General features: G+C 33.1%; 21 protein-coding genes. 5 read left to right on the plus strand and 16 right to left on the minus strand.

Annotation, left to right across the window (positions count from 1 at the left end; all coding sequences use genetic code 11):
- Positions 1-54: 54 nt before the first annotated feature.
- The 4 genes from LG651_RS12665 to LG651_RS12680 all read right to left on the minus strand — a co-directional run bounded on the left by LG651_RS12665 (position 55) and on the right by LG651_RS12680 (position 3,772).
- Positions 55-1,260 carry a multidrug effflux MFS transporter gene (locus tag LG651_RS12665; RefSeq protein ID WP_226696486.1) on the minus strand — a complete coding sequence of 402 codons (1,206 nt, stop codon included), beginning with the start codon at positions 1,258-1,260 and terminating at the stop codon, positions 55-57.
- A gap of 75 nt (positions 1,261-1,335) precedes the next feature.
- Positions 1,336-2,010, minus strand: coding sequence for a PrsW family intramembrane metalloprotease (locus LG651_RS12670; RefSeq protein ID WP_226696487.1), 675 nt, complete (start codon positions 2,008-2,010; stop codon positions 1,336-1,338).
- A 1-nt stretch (position 2,011) separates the two neighbouring features.
- The gene (locus tag LG651_RS12675; protein ID WP_226696488.1) at positions 2,012-2,569 is read right to left on the minus strand and encodes an NUDIX hydrolase; all 558 of its coding nucleotides are present in this window, start codon (positions 2,567-2,569) and stop codon (positions 2,012-2,014) included.
- A gap of 114 nt (positions 2,570-2,683) precedes the next feature.
- Positions 2,684-3,772, minus strand: a complete 1,089-nt coding sequence (locus tag LG651_RS12680; protein ID WP_226696489.1) for a M42 family metallopeptidase — start codon at positions 3,770-3,772, stop codon at positions 2,684-2,686.
- A gap of 102 nt (positions 3,773-3,874) precedes the next feature.
- Between LG651_RS12680 and LG651_RS12685 the strand changes: the two genes are divergently transcribed.
- The 3 genes from LG651_RS12685 to LG651_RS12695 are packed head-to-tail and all read left to right on the plus strand — an operon-like array spanning position 3,875 to position 5,680.
- On the plus strand, positions 3,875-4,558 hold the full coding sequence (locus tag LG651_RS12685) for a DUF4294 domain-containing protein (RefSeq protein WP_226696490.1): 684 nt from the start codon (positions 3,875-3,877) through the stop codon (positions 4,556-4,558).
- On the plus strand, positions 4,558-5,184 hold the full coding sequence (trhA, locus tag LG651_RS12690; RefSeq protein WP_226696638.1) for a PAQR family membrane homeostasis protein TrhA: 627 nt from the start codon (positions 4,558-4,560) through the stop codon (positions 5,182-5,184). The genes LG651_RS12685 and trhA overlap by 1 nt, the downstream gene beginning before the upstream one ends.
- A gap of 1 nt (position 5,185) precedes the next feature.
- Positions 5,186-5,680 carry a GNAT family N-acetyltransferase gene (locus LG651_RS12695; RefSeq protein ID WP_226696491.1) on the plus strand — a complete coding sequence of 165 codons (495 nt, stop codon included), beginning with the start codon at positions 5,186-5,188 and terminating at the stop codon, positions 5,678-5,680.
- A 3-nt stretch (positions 5,681-5,683) separates the two neighbouring features.
- On the opposite strand, the gene LG651_RS12700 is transcribed toward LG651_RS12695, so the two are convergent.
- Genes LG651_RS12700 through LG651_RS12735 form a run of 8 tightly spaced genes read right to left on the minus strand, consistent with a single transcriptional unit; the run spans position 5,684 to position 11,871 of the window.
- Positions 5,684-6,121, minus strand: a complete 438-nt coding sequence (locus LG651_RS12700; RefSeq protein WP_226696492.1) for a hypothetical protein — start codon at positions 6,119-6,121, stop codon at positions 5,684-5,686.
- Positions 6,111-7,439, minus strand: coding sequence for an ABC transporter permease (locus LG651_RS12705; RefSeq protein ID WP_226696493.1), 1,329 nt, complete (start codon positions 7,437-7,439; stop codon positions 6,111-6,113). Before LG651_RS12705 ends, LG651_RS12700 begins: the two co-directional genes overlap by 11 nt.
- Positions 7,436-8,065, minus strand: a complete 630-nt coding sequence (locus LG651_RS12710) for an ATP-binding cassette domain-containing protein (protein ID WP_226696494.1) — start codon at positions 8,063-8,065, stop codon at positions 7,436-7,438. Before LG651_RS12710 ends, LG651_RS12705 begins: the two co-directional genes overlap by 4 nt.
- A 37-nt stretch (positions 8,066-8,102) precedes the next feature.
- Positions 8,103-9,008, minus strand: coding sequence for a GTP-binding protein (locus LG651_RS12715; protein WP_226696495.1), 906 nt, complete (start codon positions 9,006-9,008; stop codon positions 8,103-8,105).
- A 3-nt stretch (positions 9,009-9,011) separates the two neighbouring features.
- On the minus strand, positions 9,012-9,545 hold the full coding sequence (gene mog / locus LG651_RS12720; protein ID WP_226696496.1) for a molybdopterin adenylyltransferase: 534 nt from the start codon (positions 9,543-9,545) through the stop codon (positions 9,012-9,014).
- 22 nt (positions 9,546-9,567) lie between these two features.
- Positions 9,568-10,785 carry a GTP-binding protein gene (locus LG651_RS12725; RefSeq protein ID WP_226696497.1) on the minus strand — a complete coding sequence of 406 codons (1,218 nt, stop codon included), beginning with the start codon at positions 10,783-10,785 and terminating at the stop codon, positions 9,568-9,570.
- A gap of 20 nt (positions 10,786-10,805) precedes the next feature.
- Positions 10,806-11,468: a GTP cyclohydrolase I FolE gene (gene folE / locus LG651_RS12730; RefSeq protein ID WP_226696498.1), complete on the minus strand. Its 663-nt coding sequence runs from the start codon at positions 11,466-11,468 to the stop codon at positions 10,806-10,808.
- Positions 11,461-11,871: a MerC domain-containing protein gene (locus LG651_RS12735; RefSeq protein WP_226696499.1), complete on the minus strand. Its 411-nt coding sequence runs from the start codon at positions 11,869-11,871 to the stop codon at positions 11,461-11,463. Before LG651_RS12735 ends, folE begins: the two co-directional genes overlap by 8 nt.
- Before the next feature lie 81 nt (positions 11,872-11,952).
- On the opposite strand from LG651_RS12735, the gene LG651_RS12740 reads away from it, so the two are divergent.
- Positions 11,953-12,333 carry a Fur family transcriptional regulator gene (locus LG651_RS12740; RefSeq protein WP_226696500.1) on the plus strand — a complete coding sequence of 127 codons (381 nt, stop codon included), beginning with the start codon at positions 11,953-11,955 and terminating at the stop codon, positions 12,331-12,333.
- Here the strand turns inward: LG651_RS12740 and LG651_RS12745 are convergent, their stop codons facing one another.
- The 3 genes from LG651_RS12745 to LG651_RS12755 are packed head-to-tail and all read right to left on the minus strand — an operon-like array spanning position 12,334 to position 14,222.
- Complete coding sequence (locus tag LG651_RS12745) at positions 12,334-12,762, minus strand: DUF4268 domain-containing protein (protein ID WP_226539841.1); 429 nt, start codon at positions 12,760-12,762, stop codon at positions 12,334-12,336.
- Between the two features lie 42 nt (positions 12,763-12,804).
- A complete protein-coding gene (locus LG651_RS12750) occupies positions 12,805-13,479 on the minus strand; it encodes a ZIP family metal transporter (RefSeq protein WP_226696501.1) in 675 nt (224 codons plus the stop codon).
- Positions 13,480-13,490: 11 nt separating this feature from the next.
- Positions 13,491-14,222 (minus strand): class I SAM-dependent methyltransferase, encoded by a 732-nt coding sequence (locus LG651_RS12755; RefSeq protein ID WP_226696502.1) that lies wholly within the window; start codon positions 14,220-14,222, stop codon positions 13,491-13,493.
- A 194-nt stretch (positions 14,223-14,416) separates the two neighbouring features.
- On the opposite strand from LG651_RS12755, the gene LG651_RS12760 reads away from it, so the two are divergent.
- A complete protein-coding gene (locus LG651_RS12760) occupies positions 14,417-15,571 on the plus strand; it encodes a THUMP domain-containing class I SAM-dependent RNA methyltransferase (protein WP_226696503.1) in 1,155 nt (384 codons plus the stop codon).
- A 107-nt stretch (positions 15,572-15,678) separates the two neighbouring features.
- Here LG651_RS12760 and LG651_RS12765 read toward each other — a convergent pair whose 3' ends face one another.
- A complete protein-coding gene (locus LG651_RS12765) occupies positions 15,679-16,758 on the minus strand; it encodes an acyltransferase (protein ID WP_226696504.1) in 1,080 nt (359 codons plus the stop codon).
- Positions 16,759-17,028: the final 270 nt, after the last annotated feature.

Below are 17,028 nucleotides of genomic sequence, written 5' to 3' on the forward strand. Positions count from 1 at the left end.
TTTATTTTTAGTTTATAAATTAGGCTATAAAAATACTAAATATAACCACATAATTTAAGCATTTTGTACGGCTCTTTTTCGTTTTAAAATTAAAAAAACGACCAGAGATAAAATACCAAAAAATGAAAACCCAATGAATAATGGTAAAACCGAAGTGTTTACGTAAGTGCCAATAAAATTTGCAATGGGAACAGCCAAAACAGTAGATAGAAATCCGTTTATTGCAGCACCGATACCAGCAATATGACCAAGAGGTTGCATAGCTAATGCACGTAAATTTCCAAAAAGAAAACCTACAGCAAAAAATTGCATGGCAAAAAATGGCACTAAAATATAGATACTTGGGTTTTTACCACTCCAAAATAAAATAACAAACAATAAGGAAACTGTAGCATAAGCAATACAGGCTTTATAAGCGATGTTAAACATGCCAAAACGTTCTACTAAGCGACTGTTTAAAAATGTGGCTAAACCTATAGAAATAGCTAAACTAGCAAAAATATAAGGAAACATTTCGGCCAGTTTATATTGTTCTTGAAATATCTGTTGTGAAGTACTTAAATACACCATAAACGACCCCGTAATAAAACCCGAAATAAAGGTGTAAGCAACGGCATCGCTACTTTTAAAAAACTTTTTAGTGCCGTTTACGTATAAGTTAGGCGAAAATTTAATGCGGTTAGTTTTGGTTAATGTTTCAGGTTGCCTAAACCAAAACCAGAGCATAATTAAAAATCCAAAAACTAAATTAAAATAGAAAATAGCTTCCCAATTAAACATATGAAATAAAAACTGACCTAAAGTTGGCGCAATTACGGGCACGAGCAAAAAAAACATAACTATTATAGATATAATTTTTGCCATGTAGTCGCCTTCAAATTGGTCGCGAACCATTGAAATACTAATGGTTCGTGCGGACGCTAAACCAAAACCTTGTAAAGTTCTACCAAAAATCATAACGGTAAAACTTTCTGTGGTTAAGCAAAAAATGCTGGCAATAATAAAAATGAAAAAACCAACATAAACAATAGGTTTGCGCCCAAAACTATCCGATAAAGGTCCGAGAACTAATTGTCCGCAACCAATACCTAAAAAAATCATGGTTATTAGTAATTGATTTTTGCTTGGGTCTAACGAGTTAAGTGTTTTTCCTATTTCGGGTATTGCAGGTAATAAGGCATCTATTGAAAGTGCAACAATCGACATAAGCGATGCCATGAGTGCAACAAATTCAAATTTAAATTTTTGAGGTTTTTGCATAGTGCAAAATTAAGCTAATTAATGAGCAGTAAAGGCTTTTTATAATTAATTAACAAAATGTTATTATTTAATTTTTTAAGGTTTAAAGGTAGAATTGTTTTGGTGTTTTTTTATAGCTTTTCTAGATAACACAATACCTATAAAAAGTGAAATAAAAGCACCAACCCATATACCAGGAATAAAATCTATAAATAGGAAGAAATCGTAGGCGCCATGAAAAATAACAGCCAATAACAGACCAGACAGGTTTAATACGATTCTATTTTTAGAGAATTTGGCTTTACCCATAAAATATCCCATTAAAATGCCGAATGTCGCGTGAGCTGGCACCGCTGTAAAAGCTCTTAAAATAGCTGTTTGAAAACCGCCTTCGAGAACATAAAAAATATTTTCGGTCGCGGCGAAACCCATAGATACCATTACAGCGTAAACAATGCCATCGAAAGGTTCGTTAAAATCTGCTTTCTTTTGGGCGTAGTAGCGCACAATAATATATTTACTAAACTCTTCGGTTAAACCAACAACAAAAAAGGCTTGAATAAATTGTTGCGTTATACTTAATCCGTTAGTTAAAGGTAAATAAATATTGAGAAAATAGTAAAGTATACTTGTAATAATTATGCTTACAATGGCACCAAGAAGAAAACTAATTGCTAAAAGTTTTTTAGGCTCTTTTTCGTATAAATCGCGCGTGTAAATGTAAATTATTATGATAAAAATTGGCGCTATAGCTAAAAGTAATAAAGCCATTTTAACTAAGTTTAGCTTTTATTTTATTTAAAATAATAAGGTAATAATCCTTATTGCTCGCTACTAAATGGTTATTGTTTTCAACATCAAGGCTGTTAATTATATTTTCAAAATGGGGTAGCGATACTAATTTTAAAGCTTCAACTTCATCTTCTTGAGGTGTTAATTTTGTTATTGGAACTTTTAACTCGGCTATAAATGTATTATGAAATTCGTTATCATGTACACCATAATCGTAGGATTGAAAACACTTGAAAGCGCCTATTTTTTCTAAATCAGTTTCATTAAGTTTTAAACCAATTTCTTCACACGTTTCTCTTAAACAAGCTTCTTCTGCGGTTTCTCCAGCATCGATATGTCCTGCTACAGAAACGTCCCAAAGTAACGGGCAAATAAGCTTTTTTGCAGAGCGTTGCGATAATAAAATGTCGCCAGTTTTAGTGTATAACCATAAGTGTGCTGTATTGTGTAATAAACCTTCGGCGTGTATTACAGACTTTAATGCTGTTTCTCCAGTAGGTATACCGTTTTTATCTACAATGTCTATTAATTCGTCCATAGTTTTGGTATTGCACAATGCGATTTTAAAATATTCTAGTGTTGAGATTTTTTTTATTGAATTTAAACGACCGGTTTAACTAAAAAAAGATTCCCGCTTTCGCGGGAATTAATATTATTCAAAATAACTAAACGTATCGCCGTCGTTAATTTTTAATAACGATTCGTAAATAAGTTTAATTACATTTTCTACATCTTCGCGGTGCACCATTTCAACAGTGGTGTGCATGTAGCGTAGAGGTAAAGATATTAATGCAGAAGCTACGCCACCGTTACTGTAAGCAAAGGCATCAGTGTCGGTTCCTGTAGCTCTAGATAAGGCCGAACGTTGAAATGGAATTTTCTTAGCTTCAGCAGTATCAATAATTAAATCGCGCAGTTTTTGTTGTACCGCAGGCGCATAAGCCACAACAGGGCCTAGTCCAAGTTCTAAATGGCCTTCTTTTTTCATTTCAATCATTGGCGTTGTGGTATCGTGAGTAACATCGGTAACAATGGCCACATTTGGTTTAATGGTTTGTGTAATCATTTCTGCACCACGTAAACCAATTTCTTCTTGCACCGAATTGGTAATGTATAACCCAAAAGGCAATTCTTTTTTATTTTCTTTAAGTAAACGAGCAACCTCAGCAATCATAAAACCACCCATACGATTATCAATAGCTCTACAAACAAATTTGTTATCGTTTAAAATGTGAAATTCATCTGGATAGGTAATTACACACCCGACATGTACACCAAGTTTTTCAACTTCTTCTTTGTTTTTACAACCACAATCTATAAAAATATTGTCTAGTTTTGGTGCTTCCTCTTTAGCACGGTTTCTGGTATGTATTGCTGGCCATCCAAAAACACCTTTTACAATACCGTTTTTCGTGTGGATGTTAACCACTTTACTTGGTGCAATTTGGTGGTCGCTTCCGCCATTTCTAATAACATAAATAAGTCCGTTATCAGAAATATAATTTACATACCATGAAATTTCATCGGCGTGTCCTTCAATAACTACTTTATATTTAGCATCTGGATTTATTACACCAACAGCAGTTCCGTAAGTGTCTGTAATAAATTCATCTACATAAGGTTTTAGGTAATCCATCCATAATTTTTGCCCTTCCCATTCGTAACCAGTTGGGGCAGCATTATTTAAGTATTTTTCAAGGAATTCTATCGATTTTGTATTTAGAATACTGTTTTGTGACATATATAAAAGTTTTGCACTAAAATAATAATATAAATAGAAAAAAAATGTTTTGCAGTATGTAAATTAGTAATTTTGGCATAGAGAATGCTCAGTATTTTACAGATGAACCGTTTAAAGTACATAATATTAATATTTCCGTTTTTAGGCTTTGCTCAAATGCATGAATTTAAGCCAGATTCTACTTCGGAAAAATACCTGATTATTAAAGGCGACTCGGTACCGCAAACATCTATAAATTTAGATGAGGTCATGCTTTTGCATAAGTTACGATTTGATAGCAGAGAAGAACGTATTCGATATTTGATTTTACGCCGAAAAACAATAAAAGTTTATCCCTATGCTAAGCTAGCTGCAGAACGATTAGATTCAATGAGTGCGCGTTTAGCGACAATAAAAAAAACAAGTCAGAAAAAAAAATACACAAAATACATTCAAAAATATATTGAAAATGAGTTTTCTGAAGAACTCAAGAAATTTTCGCGTACCGAAGGCCAAATTTTAGTGAAACTCATTCATAGGCAAACCGGCATTACGGCCTTCGATTTAGTAAAAGATTTACGAAGCGGTTGGCGTGCCTTTTGGTATAACACAACGGCGAGTATGTTCGATATTTCTTTAAAAAAGGAGTTCGACCCATTAAATGAAAAAGAAGATTATTTAATTGAAGATATTTTACAACGTAACTTTCAAAGTGGTCGTTTGGAACCCCAAAAATCGGCTTTAGATTTCGATTTTTATGATCTCACCGATAAATGGCTAAACGCCAAAGAACCTCAGGAAAAATAATGCGCATTCAATCGCCTTTTGAAGAAAAACTAAACGCTATTTCTCATGCTATGGGGGCTGTTTTTGGTTTAATTGCTCTGGTTTTATTAATACAACGCGATATAAATAAACCATTTTGGACTTTGTTTAGTGTTGTGGTTTATGGGGTTTCTATAGTCATTCTTTTTACAGCTTCCACCTGTTATCACGCTATTGTAAGTGAAAAGCGTAAACATTATTTTAGAATTCTAGATCACATAAGTATTTACTTTTTAATAGCTGGAACTTACACACCGGTTTGCCTAATTGCATTATCCGAAAGTAAAGGTTGGTTATTATTTTATTTGGTTTGGGCTATAGCTGCCTTTGGTGTTATTTTAAAACTGTTTTTTACAGGGAAGTTCGAAGTGTTTTCAACGCTGTTGTATTTGGTAATGGGGTGGCTTGTGGTTTGCGATTTTACTGTATTATCTCAACAAATTGGCGATAAAGGCATTTGGTTTTTATTTGCCGGAGGTGTTGCTTACACAGGCGGTATTGTGTTTTATGCCATCGAGAAAATACCATTTAATCATGTAATTTGGCATGTGTTTGTTTTGGCAGGTGCTGTATTTCATTTTATTATGACTTATTTTTATATTCTTTAAAATGATTAAATTTTTTAAAGCTGAAAGCATAATTGATTTTGAAACGATTGAAGTTTTAGCAAAAACCATTTGGCAAGTACATTATACACCAATAATAGGCGAGGATCAGGTGGCATATATGTTGAAGAAGTACCAATCTGCTGAAGCTATACAAATGCAGATAGAATCTGGTTATATTTATTTTATAATAAAGTCGGCTAATGAAGCCTTGGGATATTTGGCGATAAAACCAGAACAAAACTCACTTTTTTTAAGCAAACTATATGTTTTAAAACGCTTTCGCGGAAAAGGTTTTGGTAAGCAAGCTATCGCTTTTGTTGAAGCAGAAGCACTAAAAATGGGGCTTTTAAAAATTAGACTTACAGTTAATAAGTATAATTCCCAATCAATAAAAGCTTATAAAAGCATAGGATTTATAACTACAAAAAAATTACTAATAGATATAGGCAGCGGTTTTGTAATGGACGATTACGAAATGTTAAAAAGGCTTGCTTAATTTTTAATCGAGAAGTTTAACTTCACATTCGCTTAAAATATAATTAAAGTGTTCTACATCGTCTGCGTTTAATGTTAATTTACCAGTTACAGAGACAATATCGTCGGTTTTTAAATTTTGTCGGTCTTCAAATTGCATTTCTATAGCTGTTTCCGGACCGCCAACACCGCAGAAAAAACAAGATGACATTGGGCCTTTGGATAGCATGTATAATTTATCCTTTGGGGAAATATGTAAAAAGTAGCCTGTAATTGTAATACGTTTTCCTTCTAAAGCCTTTATAGATTCAGAAAATTCTGGAACTAAAAACACATCATCGTAAATTGGGAAAAACTTCTCTACAAATTTTACTTCCGATAAATCTTCCCAAGTAATTAGTTTTTGCCCAAAGGAAGTCGCAGATGTTATTAAAAATAAGGCTATTAATATTTTATTTTTCATTGCTTAAAATAGTTGAAATATTCATTTTTAAAATTGGGTAAATCGCCAAAGCAATGGACAAAGTTACCATTATAAAAACTAATATTGCAACTTGCATGCCATCTTCAAAGGTTAAAGTTTTAATAATATTTTGTTTAAAACCTAATCTGGCCGTTTTTAAAACTAAGGTTAAACCAACCTTTACAAATAAGAAACCTGCTAAAAATGCAATTATTGCAACGGTAAAACCTTCGTAAGCAATCATTTTAATTAATTGCAAGTTACTTGCGCCGTAAGTTCTTAAAATGGCTAAATCGAAAGCGCGTTCTTTTACCATTTTATAAAGATTTACAAAAATGGTAATGCCAGATATAATAAGTATTAAATAGGCTATCCAAGTAATGGTTTTAAACCCAATGCTTGTAAATTCGTATAATCTATCTAACTCATATTTAGGAATCGCCGCTTGTAAATTACTGCTTTCGTTTACTTTTCTGGGGAAATTTAAAAGTGCTACTGGGCTTCTAAATTGTACTAACAATGAGGTGATTTCTTTGTCTTCGTCATAATGATTTTCGTGGTCGTGGTGAGCTTCATCCGTAGTTTCATGATCGTGCTCATCGTGCCCATCGTGTTCATGATGCTCATTGTCATGTTCATGTGCTTCATGAGCTTCAGAGTCGTTATGTTCCGATTCATGCGAGTCTGTATGTTCTTCGTCATCATGATCATGAACATCCCAAACCGTTTCTAAATTTGTTACAATTAAACAATCTATTACTTTTTGCGTGGGTTTTAAAATACCAACAACAATTAACTTATCGTCATGTACATCAATAGTATTATCCACCAAACCGTGCGAACTTTTAAAATTATCGCCTAGTTTTAAATTTAGGTTTTTGGCTAAAGTTGCGCCAATAACAACTTGAAAAGCTTCTTTTGTAAATTGCCCTTTTTCTAATTCGGCGTTATAAAAATTATAGAATTCATCGGTCGTACCAACAATGCGATACCCTTTGTAATTATCGCCGTAAGAAATAGGAACTGCCGTTTTAATTAATCGGTTTTTTGCTAATTTTTTAGCTTCAGTGTACTTTATATTTCCCGTAGGATTATCTAAATGAAGAATGGACGCCAAAACGAGTTGCAACGGACTTCCTTTTGCGCCAATTACCAAATCTATATCACCTAAATTGTTTTCCATTTGGTATTCAAATGAAGATTTTATTTGCTGAATACCAAGTAGTAGTGTAATGCTTAGTGCTAAAATAATAATACTTAAAACCGTGTAGAACGATTTCGACTTTAGGTTTTTTATGCTAATTTTCCAGATGTTCATAGCGTCATGGTATTTTCAAAAAAGGACTTTATGCGCTGGTCGTGTGTAATTACAATTAAATGCGCCTTGTTTTTTTCGGCTTGCTGTTTTAACAAGTTAATTACAGCCTCACAGTTTTCATCATCTAAACTCGATGTGGGCTCATCGGCTAAAATAACTTGCGGATTGTGTACCACAGAAAGCGCAATGCCTAAACGCTGAAGCTGGCCTTCGCTTATCTGGTTTATTTTGTTGTTTTTACAAGCCGTTAAATTAAGTTGCTCTAAAAGGTCGTTTAGTTTGTTTTGATTTTCTTTTTTATTGCTGAAGAATAAGCGTGCTTGTAAATTCTCTATAACACTTAAAGATTGTATGGCGTGTTTTTGCTGAAATACTAAACCAACATTTTCGCCTCTAAATTTATCGAGTTTACTGCTCGATAATGTGTTAATATTGGTGTTGTTTATAGTAACATTTCCAGTTTCTGGTTTTAATAAACCGGCTAAAAGATGCAAAAGCGTGGTTTTACCAATACCAGATTTTCCTAGTATTAAAAGATGTTCGTTTTCTTTTAAATGAATATCAGGAAAGCCAATAGCGGTTTTCTGGTTTTTATATTTAAACGTAAGATTTTGGGTTTGTATCATTGTTAATTCAAAAAAATCTTTAAAACTAAATAAGGTATTATTTTATTCCATTTAATTGCGACACAATCGCCTCATTTAAAACTTCTGGTTTACTACCAGGACCAATAGTTAGTAATTTTGCACCTGTAATAGGAACACCTTTAAACGGCCTAATATTAACAGAACCATCGGGTTTGCGCTCAAAATAAGTGTAGTTATTGTTATTAGCAAGCTTTGTACAACCTTTAACACGTAAAATACTTTTTGGCAAGTGGTCGCATATGTTTTTTATAATTTGCTCCGAAGGCAAGTTAGGTAAATCTACAGAACAAGATGCCCAATGCGCTTTTAAATGATCGAGTTTTTCGGCATTGTTTTTAGATGGTAATAATTTGGGCAATAACAACACATCTAAGGCATTAAAATCTATAATTTGTGCTGATGGATTTAGTTGTTTTAAATCTTGAATAACGGTGTTTTTTCGGTGTGCATCAACCTGATCTAAATGTGTTAAAACTAGGAGGGAAGACACTTGAATTTGATTTGCTTCTAATTCGTTATGTTCGCCTCGTTTTTGCCAGTTTTTCACATCGACCACAGAGAGTTGAATGGGTGGTAAAAAGCGTTCGTTTAGCCCAACGCCTAAAAATTCCATAAGCGAACACGCATCTGATGTGCCGTTAGCTTCAATTAATGTAACCCCATTTTTTCGTTCGGGAATTCGGTTTACAGTATCGCGCAGCTCTACAATGCCACTGCAACAAATACAGCTGCCGCTTAAAGGTTTTATAGTGTTTAAGTTAAGCTGTTCTCTAAACTGTTGTACATCCATATTGGCGTTTTCGTAATCGTTTAAAATTACAAAAGGTTGCCAGTTTTTAGCTTGAAAATTTTCAATTAAATACTTTAAAAGTGTGGTTTTACCAGCTCCTAAAAATCCAACTATGGTAATTACAGCTTCCATGGTTTATTTGTTTTTAGGTCTAAATGGTTTAATAACGTTTTCGTTACACTCTAAATAAGGCCCTTGCATAAGGTCGATGCAATAAGGCACAGCGGGAAAAACAGCATCTAAACATTCGCGAATAGATTTTGGTTTACCGGGTAAATTTATAATTAAACTGCTGCCTCTAAGTCCGGCAGTTTGCCTAGATAAAATGGCCGTTGGCACATATTTTAAAGATTCGGCGCGCATCAATTCACCAAAACCGGGCATCATACGGTCGCAAACAGCTTCGGTAGCTTCTGGGGTAACGTCGCGTTTTGCGGGTCCTGTGCCACCTGTGGTTACCACTAAACAACAATTTTCGTTATCAACCATGTCAATAATGGTTTGCTCAATAACATCTTGTTCATCAGGAATAATTTTATAAACGTCTTGCCAGTTTGAAGTTAAATAATCGTTTAGCGTATTAATAATGGCTTTTCCGCTTAAATCTTCATAAACACCATTACTGGCTCTATCGCTGACGGTTATTATTCCTATTTTAATAGATTGCATAGTTGCTGTTTAATACGCAAAGTTAAGCATTTGTTGGCGCGAAATTTTCAATTGGCCAAGAATCTGTATTAGGAAATAGGTTGTTTTTCCAAAGGTTTACTTCGTTATCGGTTAGTAAACATTTATTGAGTTGAGCTATCATGTTTTCTTTGTCGAGATACTGCCCAATAAAAACGAGTTCTATTTTTCGATCTCCAAAATTAGCATCCCAATTAGATTCTATCACCAGTTGATTTTCTACAAAAGCAGCGTAATTGGCACGTTCTGATAAAGACATAGAAGCCCACCAAACGCCCGCATTATCGGCTTTACAAGAACCACCTGCCGAACTCCATATTAGAGCTTGATTAGGTCGAGATGCTAGCCAAAATAACCCTTTGCTACGAATAACATTTTGCGGGAAATCTGTGTTTAAATAGGTTAAAAAGCGCTCCGGATGAAATGGTTTTTTACTTCTAAATACAAACGAACCAATACCATATTCTTCGGTTTCAGGAGTGTGTTCGTTTTCTAATTCTTTTATCCAACCTGCCGAAGCTTCAGCTTTTTCATAATTAAATAATCCGGTATTTATAACTTCATTTAAATTTACTTCAGATTGCGTCGATGTAATTATTTTTGCTTCAGGATTTAACGAGGTTATTATAGCTTTAAGTTCTTCTAAATCTTTGTTATCAACTAGATCTATTTTGTTTAAAATAATAACATTAGCAAATTCAATTTGATCGGTAAGTAAATTAACAATGGTGCGGTTATCGCCTTCAATATTTGTAAGTTCTCTTGATGCTAAATAATCTGGACTAGAAAAATCCTTTAAAAAATTAAAAGCATCAACTACGGTTACCATAGTGTCAATGTAGCTAAAACGACTTAAATCAATGTTTCCATCTTCGCTTTCAAAGGTAAACGTTTGGGCAACCGGAATGGGTTCGCTAATACCTGTGCTTTCTATAAGTAAATAATCGAACTTATTTTGTGAAGCTAATTTTTCAACTTCTACCATAAGGTCTTCACGAAGTGTACAGCAAATGCAGCCATTGCTCATTTCTACTAACTTTTCTTCGGTTCTAGAAAGGGTGTTTTCGTTTTCAATAAATTGCGCATCAATGTTAACTTCGCTCATATCGTTAACAATAACAGCCACTTTTAAGCCTTGTTTGTTATGTAGAATATGATTTAATAAAGTGGTTTTTCCTGCCCCAAGAAAACCGCTTAATACTGTAACGGGTAGTTTTTTCATTTTAAAATTAGCTACTTAATTTATGTTGATGAATTATTAACAATACCGAAAAACTCGTTTCGTTGTAGTTCGTTGTTAAACTCGCCATCATATTCAATAGTTGTGGTAAAACTATCTTTGTCTTTAATGCCTCGTGATGATACGCACAGGTGTTTTGCAGAAATCATTACAATAACATCTTTGGTGTTTAAAACCGCTTGCAGGTCTTTTAAAATTTGAAGCGATAAACGCTCTTGTACTTGCGGACGGTGGGCGTAATAATCTACCAATCTGTTAATTTTAGATAAGCCAATAACTTTATCTTTAGGGATGTAAGCAATATGCGCATGCCCAGTAATTGGTAAAAAGTGATGCTCGCAGGACGAATCGATAGTTATGTTTTGTTCTACAAGCATTTTTTTATACTTGTATTTGTTTTCAAAAACCGATAGTTTAGGTTTGTTTTTTGGGTTTAAGCCATAAAACAACTCTTTAACGTACATTTTTGCAAAGCGGTATGGCGTTCCAGATAAGCTATCGTCAGTTAAATCTAAACCTAATTCTTCCATTATTTTTGCAAAGTGATGCTTTATGTTTTCAATTTTCTCATCATCACTTTTATCAAAAGCATTTGGTAGTAAAGGCGTTTCTATGTTTGTAGAGATATGGTTATCTCCAATGTTTTCAATTAAATCTTTATTCATTTTTTGTACAGCATTTATCGGTTTTGCATTGGCAATAATTCAAATTATACACGTGTAAAATAACCAACGAAATAGCAACTATGTACATAACCATTTCAGGTATTGCTAACCATTCTATTTTTTCATTTATTATTAAGATAAAAAGTAGGCTCCAAGACACCCAAAGCCCAATTTTTATACTGTTATTAGTTGATGTTTGAGTAGAACGATACACCGCAAAAAACGAAATAACTATAAAAATAAAATCGATGGCGTGCCACCAAGTAGGTACTGCCTTTGAAGCGCAACAAGCGGCAACAGTAGTTTGGGCCATAAATAAAAACGGGGTAGCTATGCAATGTATTAAGCAAATAGAGCTTGCTAAAGCACCCAACGTATCGGGTTTTTTAATAGAAATGTTCATTTAAATTTATATTAATGCAACTAAGTTGCAAATATACTTATAATGTTTGTTATTGCAACTAACTTATATTAAATTTGTGATATGGGAGTTGTACGCAAAACACAATCGGTTAGTTTAGTTTTAGACGCTTTTAATGCAGAAAACAAAGCTATTTCTGTAATAGATTTGGTTGAAAGGTTTAGCGATAAAATAAATAAAACCACAGTGTATCGGGTTTTAGATAGGCTAGAAGACGATGGCGTTTTACATTCCTTTTTAGGAGTTAACGGTATAAAATGGTATGCGCCCTGTAAAGGTTGTAGCGAACACAAGCATACCGATGTGCATCCACATTTTCAATGTACCGATTGCGGAAAAATAGATTGTTTAAATGTAGATATTACAATACCAAACCTACCCAATAGGGAAGTAGCAGGCGCTCAAGTATTAATTCAAGGAAAATGTGAAGCTTGTTGTAATTAGTTAGCCTTCAATAACCTCTTTATATTCTTCAAAAAAGGCTTCGAATAAGCTCATGTTTTCATTAAAAAACTCCATAACCTGTTGCCAGGTGTTTTTGTTGTGTATAGAAACCTTTTCCTCTAAAGGCACGTAAATTCTAGAAATTTCTTTATGGTTTTCAAGAAAATATTCTTCTTCGTAAATGGCATTAGGTAAATAATCGTCGTGTAAAATACTTTTTAAGGCAACTAATTTTTCCCAATATTTAATTCTAAATTCCAAATCGTCTTCAACATCAAGCGCTACTAATGCTTTTTTAGTATCAAAATGAAATTTAAAACTAAAGCCTTTCAGTTTTGTATCGTACAAAATCCATTTCCTCGGAAAAGATTTTCCAAAGCTAATCCAAAAGTCTTGACGTAATTTTCGCGATTCTTCTTTACTAAACATTTAAAAATTCTCTTTTTCGGTATTTTCCGCGAAAGCGGTAACTTATATAAAATAGGCTACTGTAACCCCTAAAATAATGGCTACAAATTTCGATAAATTAAATTTATGTCCGTCGCCACTTTCAAACAATATAGTAGTACTAATATGTAAAAATATACCAATAACAATGGCGTTTATAGCGCTTACCGTGTCGTGATTTAAGTTTGCGGTGTTCGATATTAAAGTGCCCAACGGCGTCATTAGTCCAAAAAATACTAAAAACAAAATACGCTGTGTTTTACTAAAATGCGATTGTATTAAAAACAGTGTAAGCATAGTAGCAATAGGAATTTTATGCACCAAAACCCCAAGTACCATCGTGTTGTGGTCGTGTATAGGGAAGCCTTCTAAAAAACTATGAATACATAAACTAATAAATAATAACCACGGGAATGTACTGTCGTTTTTATTTACATGAACATGCCCATGCTCTGCACCTTTAGAGAAAAGCTCTAAAACAATTTGAAGTAAAATACCGCCCATTATTAAAAGGCCAGTAAATTTCGTGTTTAAGTGATGGTAAACTTCTGGAAGTAATTCAAATAAAGTTAATGCCAGTAAAAAAGCACCACTAAACGATAATAGTAATTTGTTGTTCCAAGACTTTTGGCTTTTAGTAAAAAAAGCCAAAACAATACCTAAAATAACAGCAAAAACAGGTAAGAGAAACTTAATCATTTAATAAAAAATTATTTAAATATCATAATTAAACGTTCCGATTGTTTGGCATCAAACTTATGTAATTTATAATCGCCAAAAGTATCTAGTAAAAAAATATTGGCCGCTTCAAACAACGCTTCAAAATCTTTTAAAGTAAACCCACGCACACGCTCTTGAAAATTGTAGTTTTCGCCTTCGTGTGTAAAACTAATATCCTTAATAATATAGCCATTATCAACAAAACGCTTTAAATAAAATGTAATATCATCAACGGTTTTAACCTCTTCGGGTACTAAATTATCAATAACAAAATCGCTATTCATAAAATCGATAACCCCAAACCCCGTTTCGTTAAGGTTGGTTTTAATGGCTTTTAAGGTTTTAAGGTTGTCCTCATCGTTTTCAAAATATCCAAAACTAGTAAACAAGTTAAAAACAGCATCAAAAGTTTCGCCAAAAGGTTGGCACATATCATGCACTTTAAAATGTAGGCTACTATTTTCAAACTGTTTAGCAAAAGCAATACTATTTTCGCTTAAATCGGCACCCGTAACATTGTAACCAATACTGTTTAAGTATTTAGAGTGCCTGCCTTTGCCGCACGCCAAATCTAAAATTCGTCCGTTTTCGGGTAAATTAAGGTAATTGGTAAGGTTATTCATAAAAACCTCGGCCTCTGTAGTATCTCTATCTTTGTAAAGCGTGTGGTAAAACGGGGTGTTAAACCACGAAGTAAACCATTTAGTAGTTTGTTTTGTCATAATTTTTTGGAGGTTACCACGCTTAGGCGCGGTCAGGCTTTCCGTTATATCTTTTTATTTAGTTCGTTGTAATTGCTATCGCATTACACCAACCCAAATAAAAAGGATGCCACTGCAATCCTTAACCTAATTATCAGTAAACTTTATGTTTCGGGCAAAATTACATTATTTTTGCAATGTATTTTATATAAACTATGGAAGAAAACTTTAAAATGATAGCCAAAACCCTTTTTGGCTTCGAAGATATATTAGAAAACGAACTTATACAGTTAGGCGCGCAAAACATAAACAAAGGAGTGCGAATGGTTTCGTTTGTAGGCGATAAAGGCTTTATGTACAAGGCAAACTTAGCGTTGCGTACCGCTATAAAAATTTTAAAGCCCATACATTCATTTAAAGTAAAAAACGAAACCGATTTATATAAAAACATTTACGCCATGGATTGGAGCCAATACCTAAAATCCAACGGTACCTTGGCTGTAGATGCTACCATACACTCCGATTTGTTTTCACATTCCTTGTTTATAGCACAAAAAACAAAAGATGCAATTGTAGATAAGTTTCGTGAAACTACCGGCGAGCGGCCAAGTGTAGATTTAAAGTTTCCCGACGTTAAAATAAACGTACACATTAGTAAAAACCACTGTAATATTTCGTTAGATACCTCTGGCGATTCCCTACATAAACGTGGTTATAAAACCGCTACAAACATTGCGCCTATAAACGAAGTGTTGGCAGCAGGATTAATTATGCTGTCTGGTTGGGATGGGCAATGCGATTTTATGGACCCCATGTGTGGCTCGGGCACCATGTTAATTGAAGCTGCTATGATTGCCTGTAACATACCACCAAACCTAATGCGCAAAGAATTTGCTTTTGAGCGTTGGCCAGATTGGGATGTGGAGTTATTTGAAAAAATTGAAGAATCGTTGCTTAAAAAAACACGCGATTTTCATCATAAAATAATAGGTTACGATAAAGCACCAAGTGCTGTTAAAAAAGCACAAATAAATGCAGAAAATGCCCAATTAGACGATTTTATTACCGTAAAACACGAAGATTTCTTTAAAACCCAAAAAGGCGGAAACGAAAAACTACACATGGTGTTTAACCCGCCCTACGGCGAACGTTTAAATATTGATATGGAATTGTTTTACAAAAACATAGGCGATACCCTTAAACAAAGTTACCCAGGCACCGATGCTTGGTTTATTACCAGTAATTTAAATGCTCTAAAACATGTTGGTTTACGCCCTTCGCGAAAAATACAACTGTACAACGCTAAATTAGAATCGCGTTTGGTAAAATATGTAATGTACGAAGGTAGTAAGAAGGCTAAATTTAATTAGTTGGTTTTTGGTGCTTATCGTTGAGTATATGCAAAGTAGGTGATTTCGAGCTTAAGGCTTATCAAACCTTTACAATTTATATTAAATGAAAAGGCATAAAATTAACATTATGCGACAAATGTTTTATGTACATTGTTTGCAAACGTTATTAATTTAGATTTTAATTGGTCTATTTCCAACGAATCATTTATTTTGTTATAAAATGAATTATACAGATAGAATCGTATGTATTCAATCAAACTACTAATAATAAATATAGATAAAATTAAAGTCAATAGTAATAATGGCAATAGTGCTAGATTATAATTTTTTTCAAAGAAATTAACAATGCTAGCGATAAAATTACGAACATTTGGAAAATCATGAATCATATAAACACCAAGAACTAATTGAGCAATAATATTAATCTGTTTATTGTAACCAATCTTAAAATTAAAAAACACAAAAAATAAAGAAATTGCTGATAATATAAGAATTGGATTATTGTAATAGAAGAGACGCCAAACAAAGGGTGTTTTATTGATACCAATAAAAATAAACCCTAAAAGACTAATTGTGAATGAGCAGGATAAAAATATTAATTTAGGGTGTTTAATATTTATCTCAGTCTGTCTAATAAATCTACCTATTAAATACAAGAATATAAAATTGAATAAATGATATCCGCTTTTTGAAATACCTCCGAAAGCAAAACTTGAAAAACAGTTTAATATGAATAATCCGACTAATATATATATCAACTCAGTCTTTTTCAAGTTTTTCATTCCAGAATTAAGAAAAGGAGCTATAAAATACAAACCAATATAAGTGGTAATGAACCACCAAATATTTCTTGAAATAGGGAAAAACGCCTTACTGAGCGAAAAAAAATCAAAATCAACTTTGTTAATAAGGCATAACCCTAAATAAAGAATCACTGAATAACTTATAGCTTGAACTATAATGGATAGTATTCTTTTAATTTTGAACTTTATGCCAAAGTATCCAGAAATAAAAACGAAACCATTGACTCCCATTACAAAAAAACTATTCAATAAAATTTCTATGTATGTCAATTTAGTATTAATAAAATCTTCCGAAGTAATATTTTTTAATCCTAATCCATGAACAATAATATGGTGGCTAATAATCATTAACATCAATACTATTCTTAAAAGCTCAATATTTGATTTTCTTTTTTTCTTCATTTTAATAGTTATGCTGTTTAATGTTTCCTAGCTTTATCGATGTAACGTCTGTTTTTATCACTTAAGTCAGGTATTCAGCAAGTTAGACTTTTTTTTAAAAATAGTAAATACGTAAATACCCGTATTTTTTAGTCTTTTGTTATTAAAATAAAACAAACCACGCGAAAATAGAATTGAGTTTGGTAGAATATGTAATGTACGAAGGTAGTACGAAGGCTTAGTTTAATTAGGATTAGTTTGTGTTGCTTATCGTGGTTGTATATGGTTTGT

Origin of the sequence: Neotamlana sargassicola, from assembly GCF_020523965.1 — a bacterium.
Taxonomy (GTDB): domain Bacteria; phylum Bacteroidota; class Bacteroidia; order Flavobacteriales; family Flavobacteriaceae; genus Neotamlana; species Neotamlana sargassicola.

Excerpts from the sequence above, each read along its gene's own strand:
- LG651_RS12715 (WP_226696495.1), bottom strand. The coding sequence starts at position 9,008 with ATGGAAGCTGTAATTACCATAGTTGGATTTTTAGGAGCTGGTAAAACC.
- LG651_RS12750 (WP_226696501.1), bottom strand. The coding sequence starts at position 13,479 with ATGATTAAGTTTCTCTTACCTGTTTTTGCTGTTATTTTAGGTATTGTT.
- mog (WP_226696496.1), bottom strand. The coding sequence starts at position 9,545 with ATGCAATCTATTAAAATAGGAATAATAACCGTCAGCGATAGAGCCAGT.
- LG651_RS12735 (WP_226696499.1), bottom strand. The coding sequence starts at position 11,871 with ATGAACATTTCTATTAAAAAACCCGATACGTTGGGTGCTTTAGCAAGC.
- LG651_RS12700 (WP_226696492.1), bottom strand. The coding sequence starts at position 6,121 with ATGAAAAATAAAATATTAATAGCCTTATTTTTAATAACATCTGCGACT.
- LG651_RS12725 (WP_226696497.1), bottom strand. The coding sequence starts at position 10,785 with ATGAAAAAACTACCCGTTACAGTATTAAGCGGTTTTCTTGGGGCAGGA.
- LG651_RS12755 (WP_226696502.1), bottom strand. The coding sequence starts at position 14,222 with ATGACAAAACAAACTACTAAATGGTTTACTTCGTGGTTTAACACCCCG.
- LG651_RS12710 (WP_226696494.1), bottom strand. The coding sequence starts at position 8,065 with ATGATACAAACCCAAAATCTTACGTTTAAATATAAAAACCAGAAAACC.
- LG651_RS12745 (WP_226539841.1), bottom strand. The coding sequence starts at position 12,762 with ATGTTTAGTAAAGAAGAATCGCGAAAATTACGTCAAGACTTTTGGATT.
- LG651_RS12760 (WP_226696503.1), top strand. The coding sequence starts at position 14,417 with ATGGAAGAAAACTTTAAAATGATAGCCAAAACCCTTTTTGGCTTCGAA.
- folE (WP_226696498.1), bottom strand. The coding sequence starts at position 11,468 with ATGAATAAAGATTTAATTGAAAACATTGGAGATAACCATATCTCTACA.
- LG651_RS12670 (WP_226696487.1), bottom strand. The coding sequence starts at position 2,010 with ATGGCTTTATTACTTTTAGCTATAGCGCCAATTTTTATCATAATAATT.
- LG651_RS12740 (WP_226696500.1), top strand. The coding sequence starts at position 11,953 with ATGGGAGTTGTACGCAAAACACAATCGGTTAGTTTAGTTTTAGACGCT.
- LG651_RS12705 (WP_226696493.1), bottom strand. The coding sequence starts at position 7,439 with ATGAACATCTGGAAAATTAGCATAAAAAACCTAAAGTCGAAATCGTTC.
- LG651_RS12695 (WP_226696491.1), top strand. The coding sequence starts at position 5,186 with ATGATTAAATTTTTTAAAGCTGAAAGCATAATTGATTTTGAAACGATT.
- trhA (WP_226696638.1), top strand. The coding sequence starts at position 4,558 with ATGCGCATTCAATCGCCTTTTGAAGAAAAACTAAACGCTATTTCTCAT.
- LG651_RS12675 (WP_226696488.1), bottom strand. The coding sequence starts at position 2,569 with ATGGACGAATTAATAGACATTGTAGATAAAAACGGTATACCTACTGGA.
- LG651_RS12680 (WP_226696489.1), bottom strand. The coding sequence starts at position 3,772 with ATGTCACAAAACAGTATTCTAAATACAAAATCGATAGAATTCCTTGAA.
- LG651_RS12685 (WP_226696490.1), top strand. The coding sequence starts at position 3,875 with ATGAACCGTTTAAAGTACATAATATTAATATTTCCGTTTTTAGGCTTT.
- LG651_RS12665 (WP_226696486.1), bottom strand. The coding sequence starts at position 1,260 with ATGCAAAAACCTCAAAAATTTAAATTTGAATTTGTTGCACTCATGGCA.
- LG651_RS12765 (WP_226696504.1), bottom strand. The coding sequence starts at position 16,758 with ATGAAGAAAAAAAGAAAATCAAATATTGAGCTTTTAAGAATAGTATTG.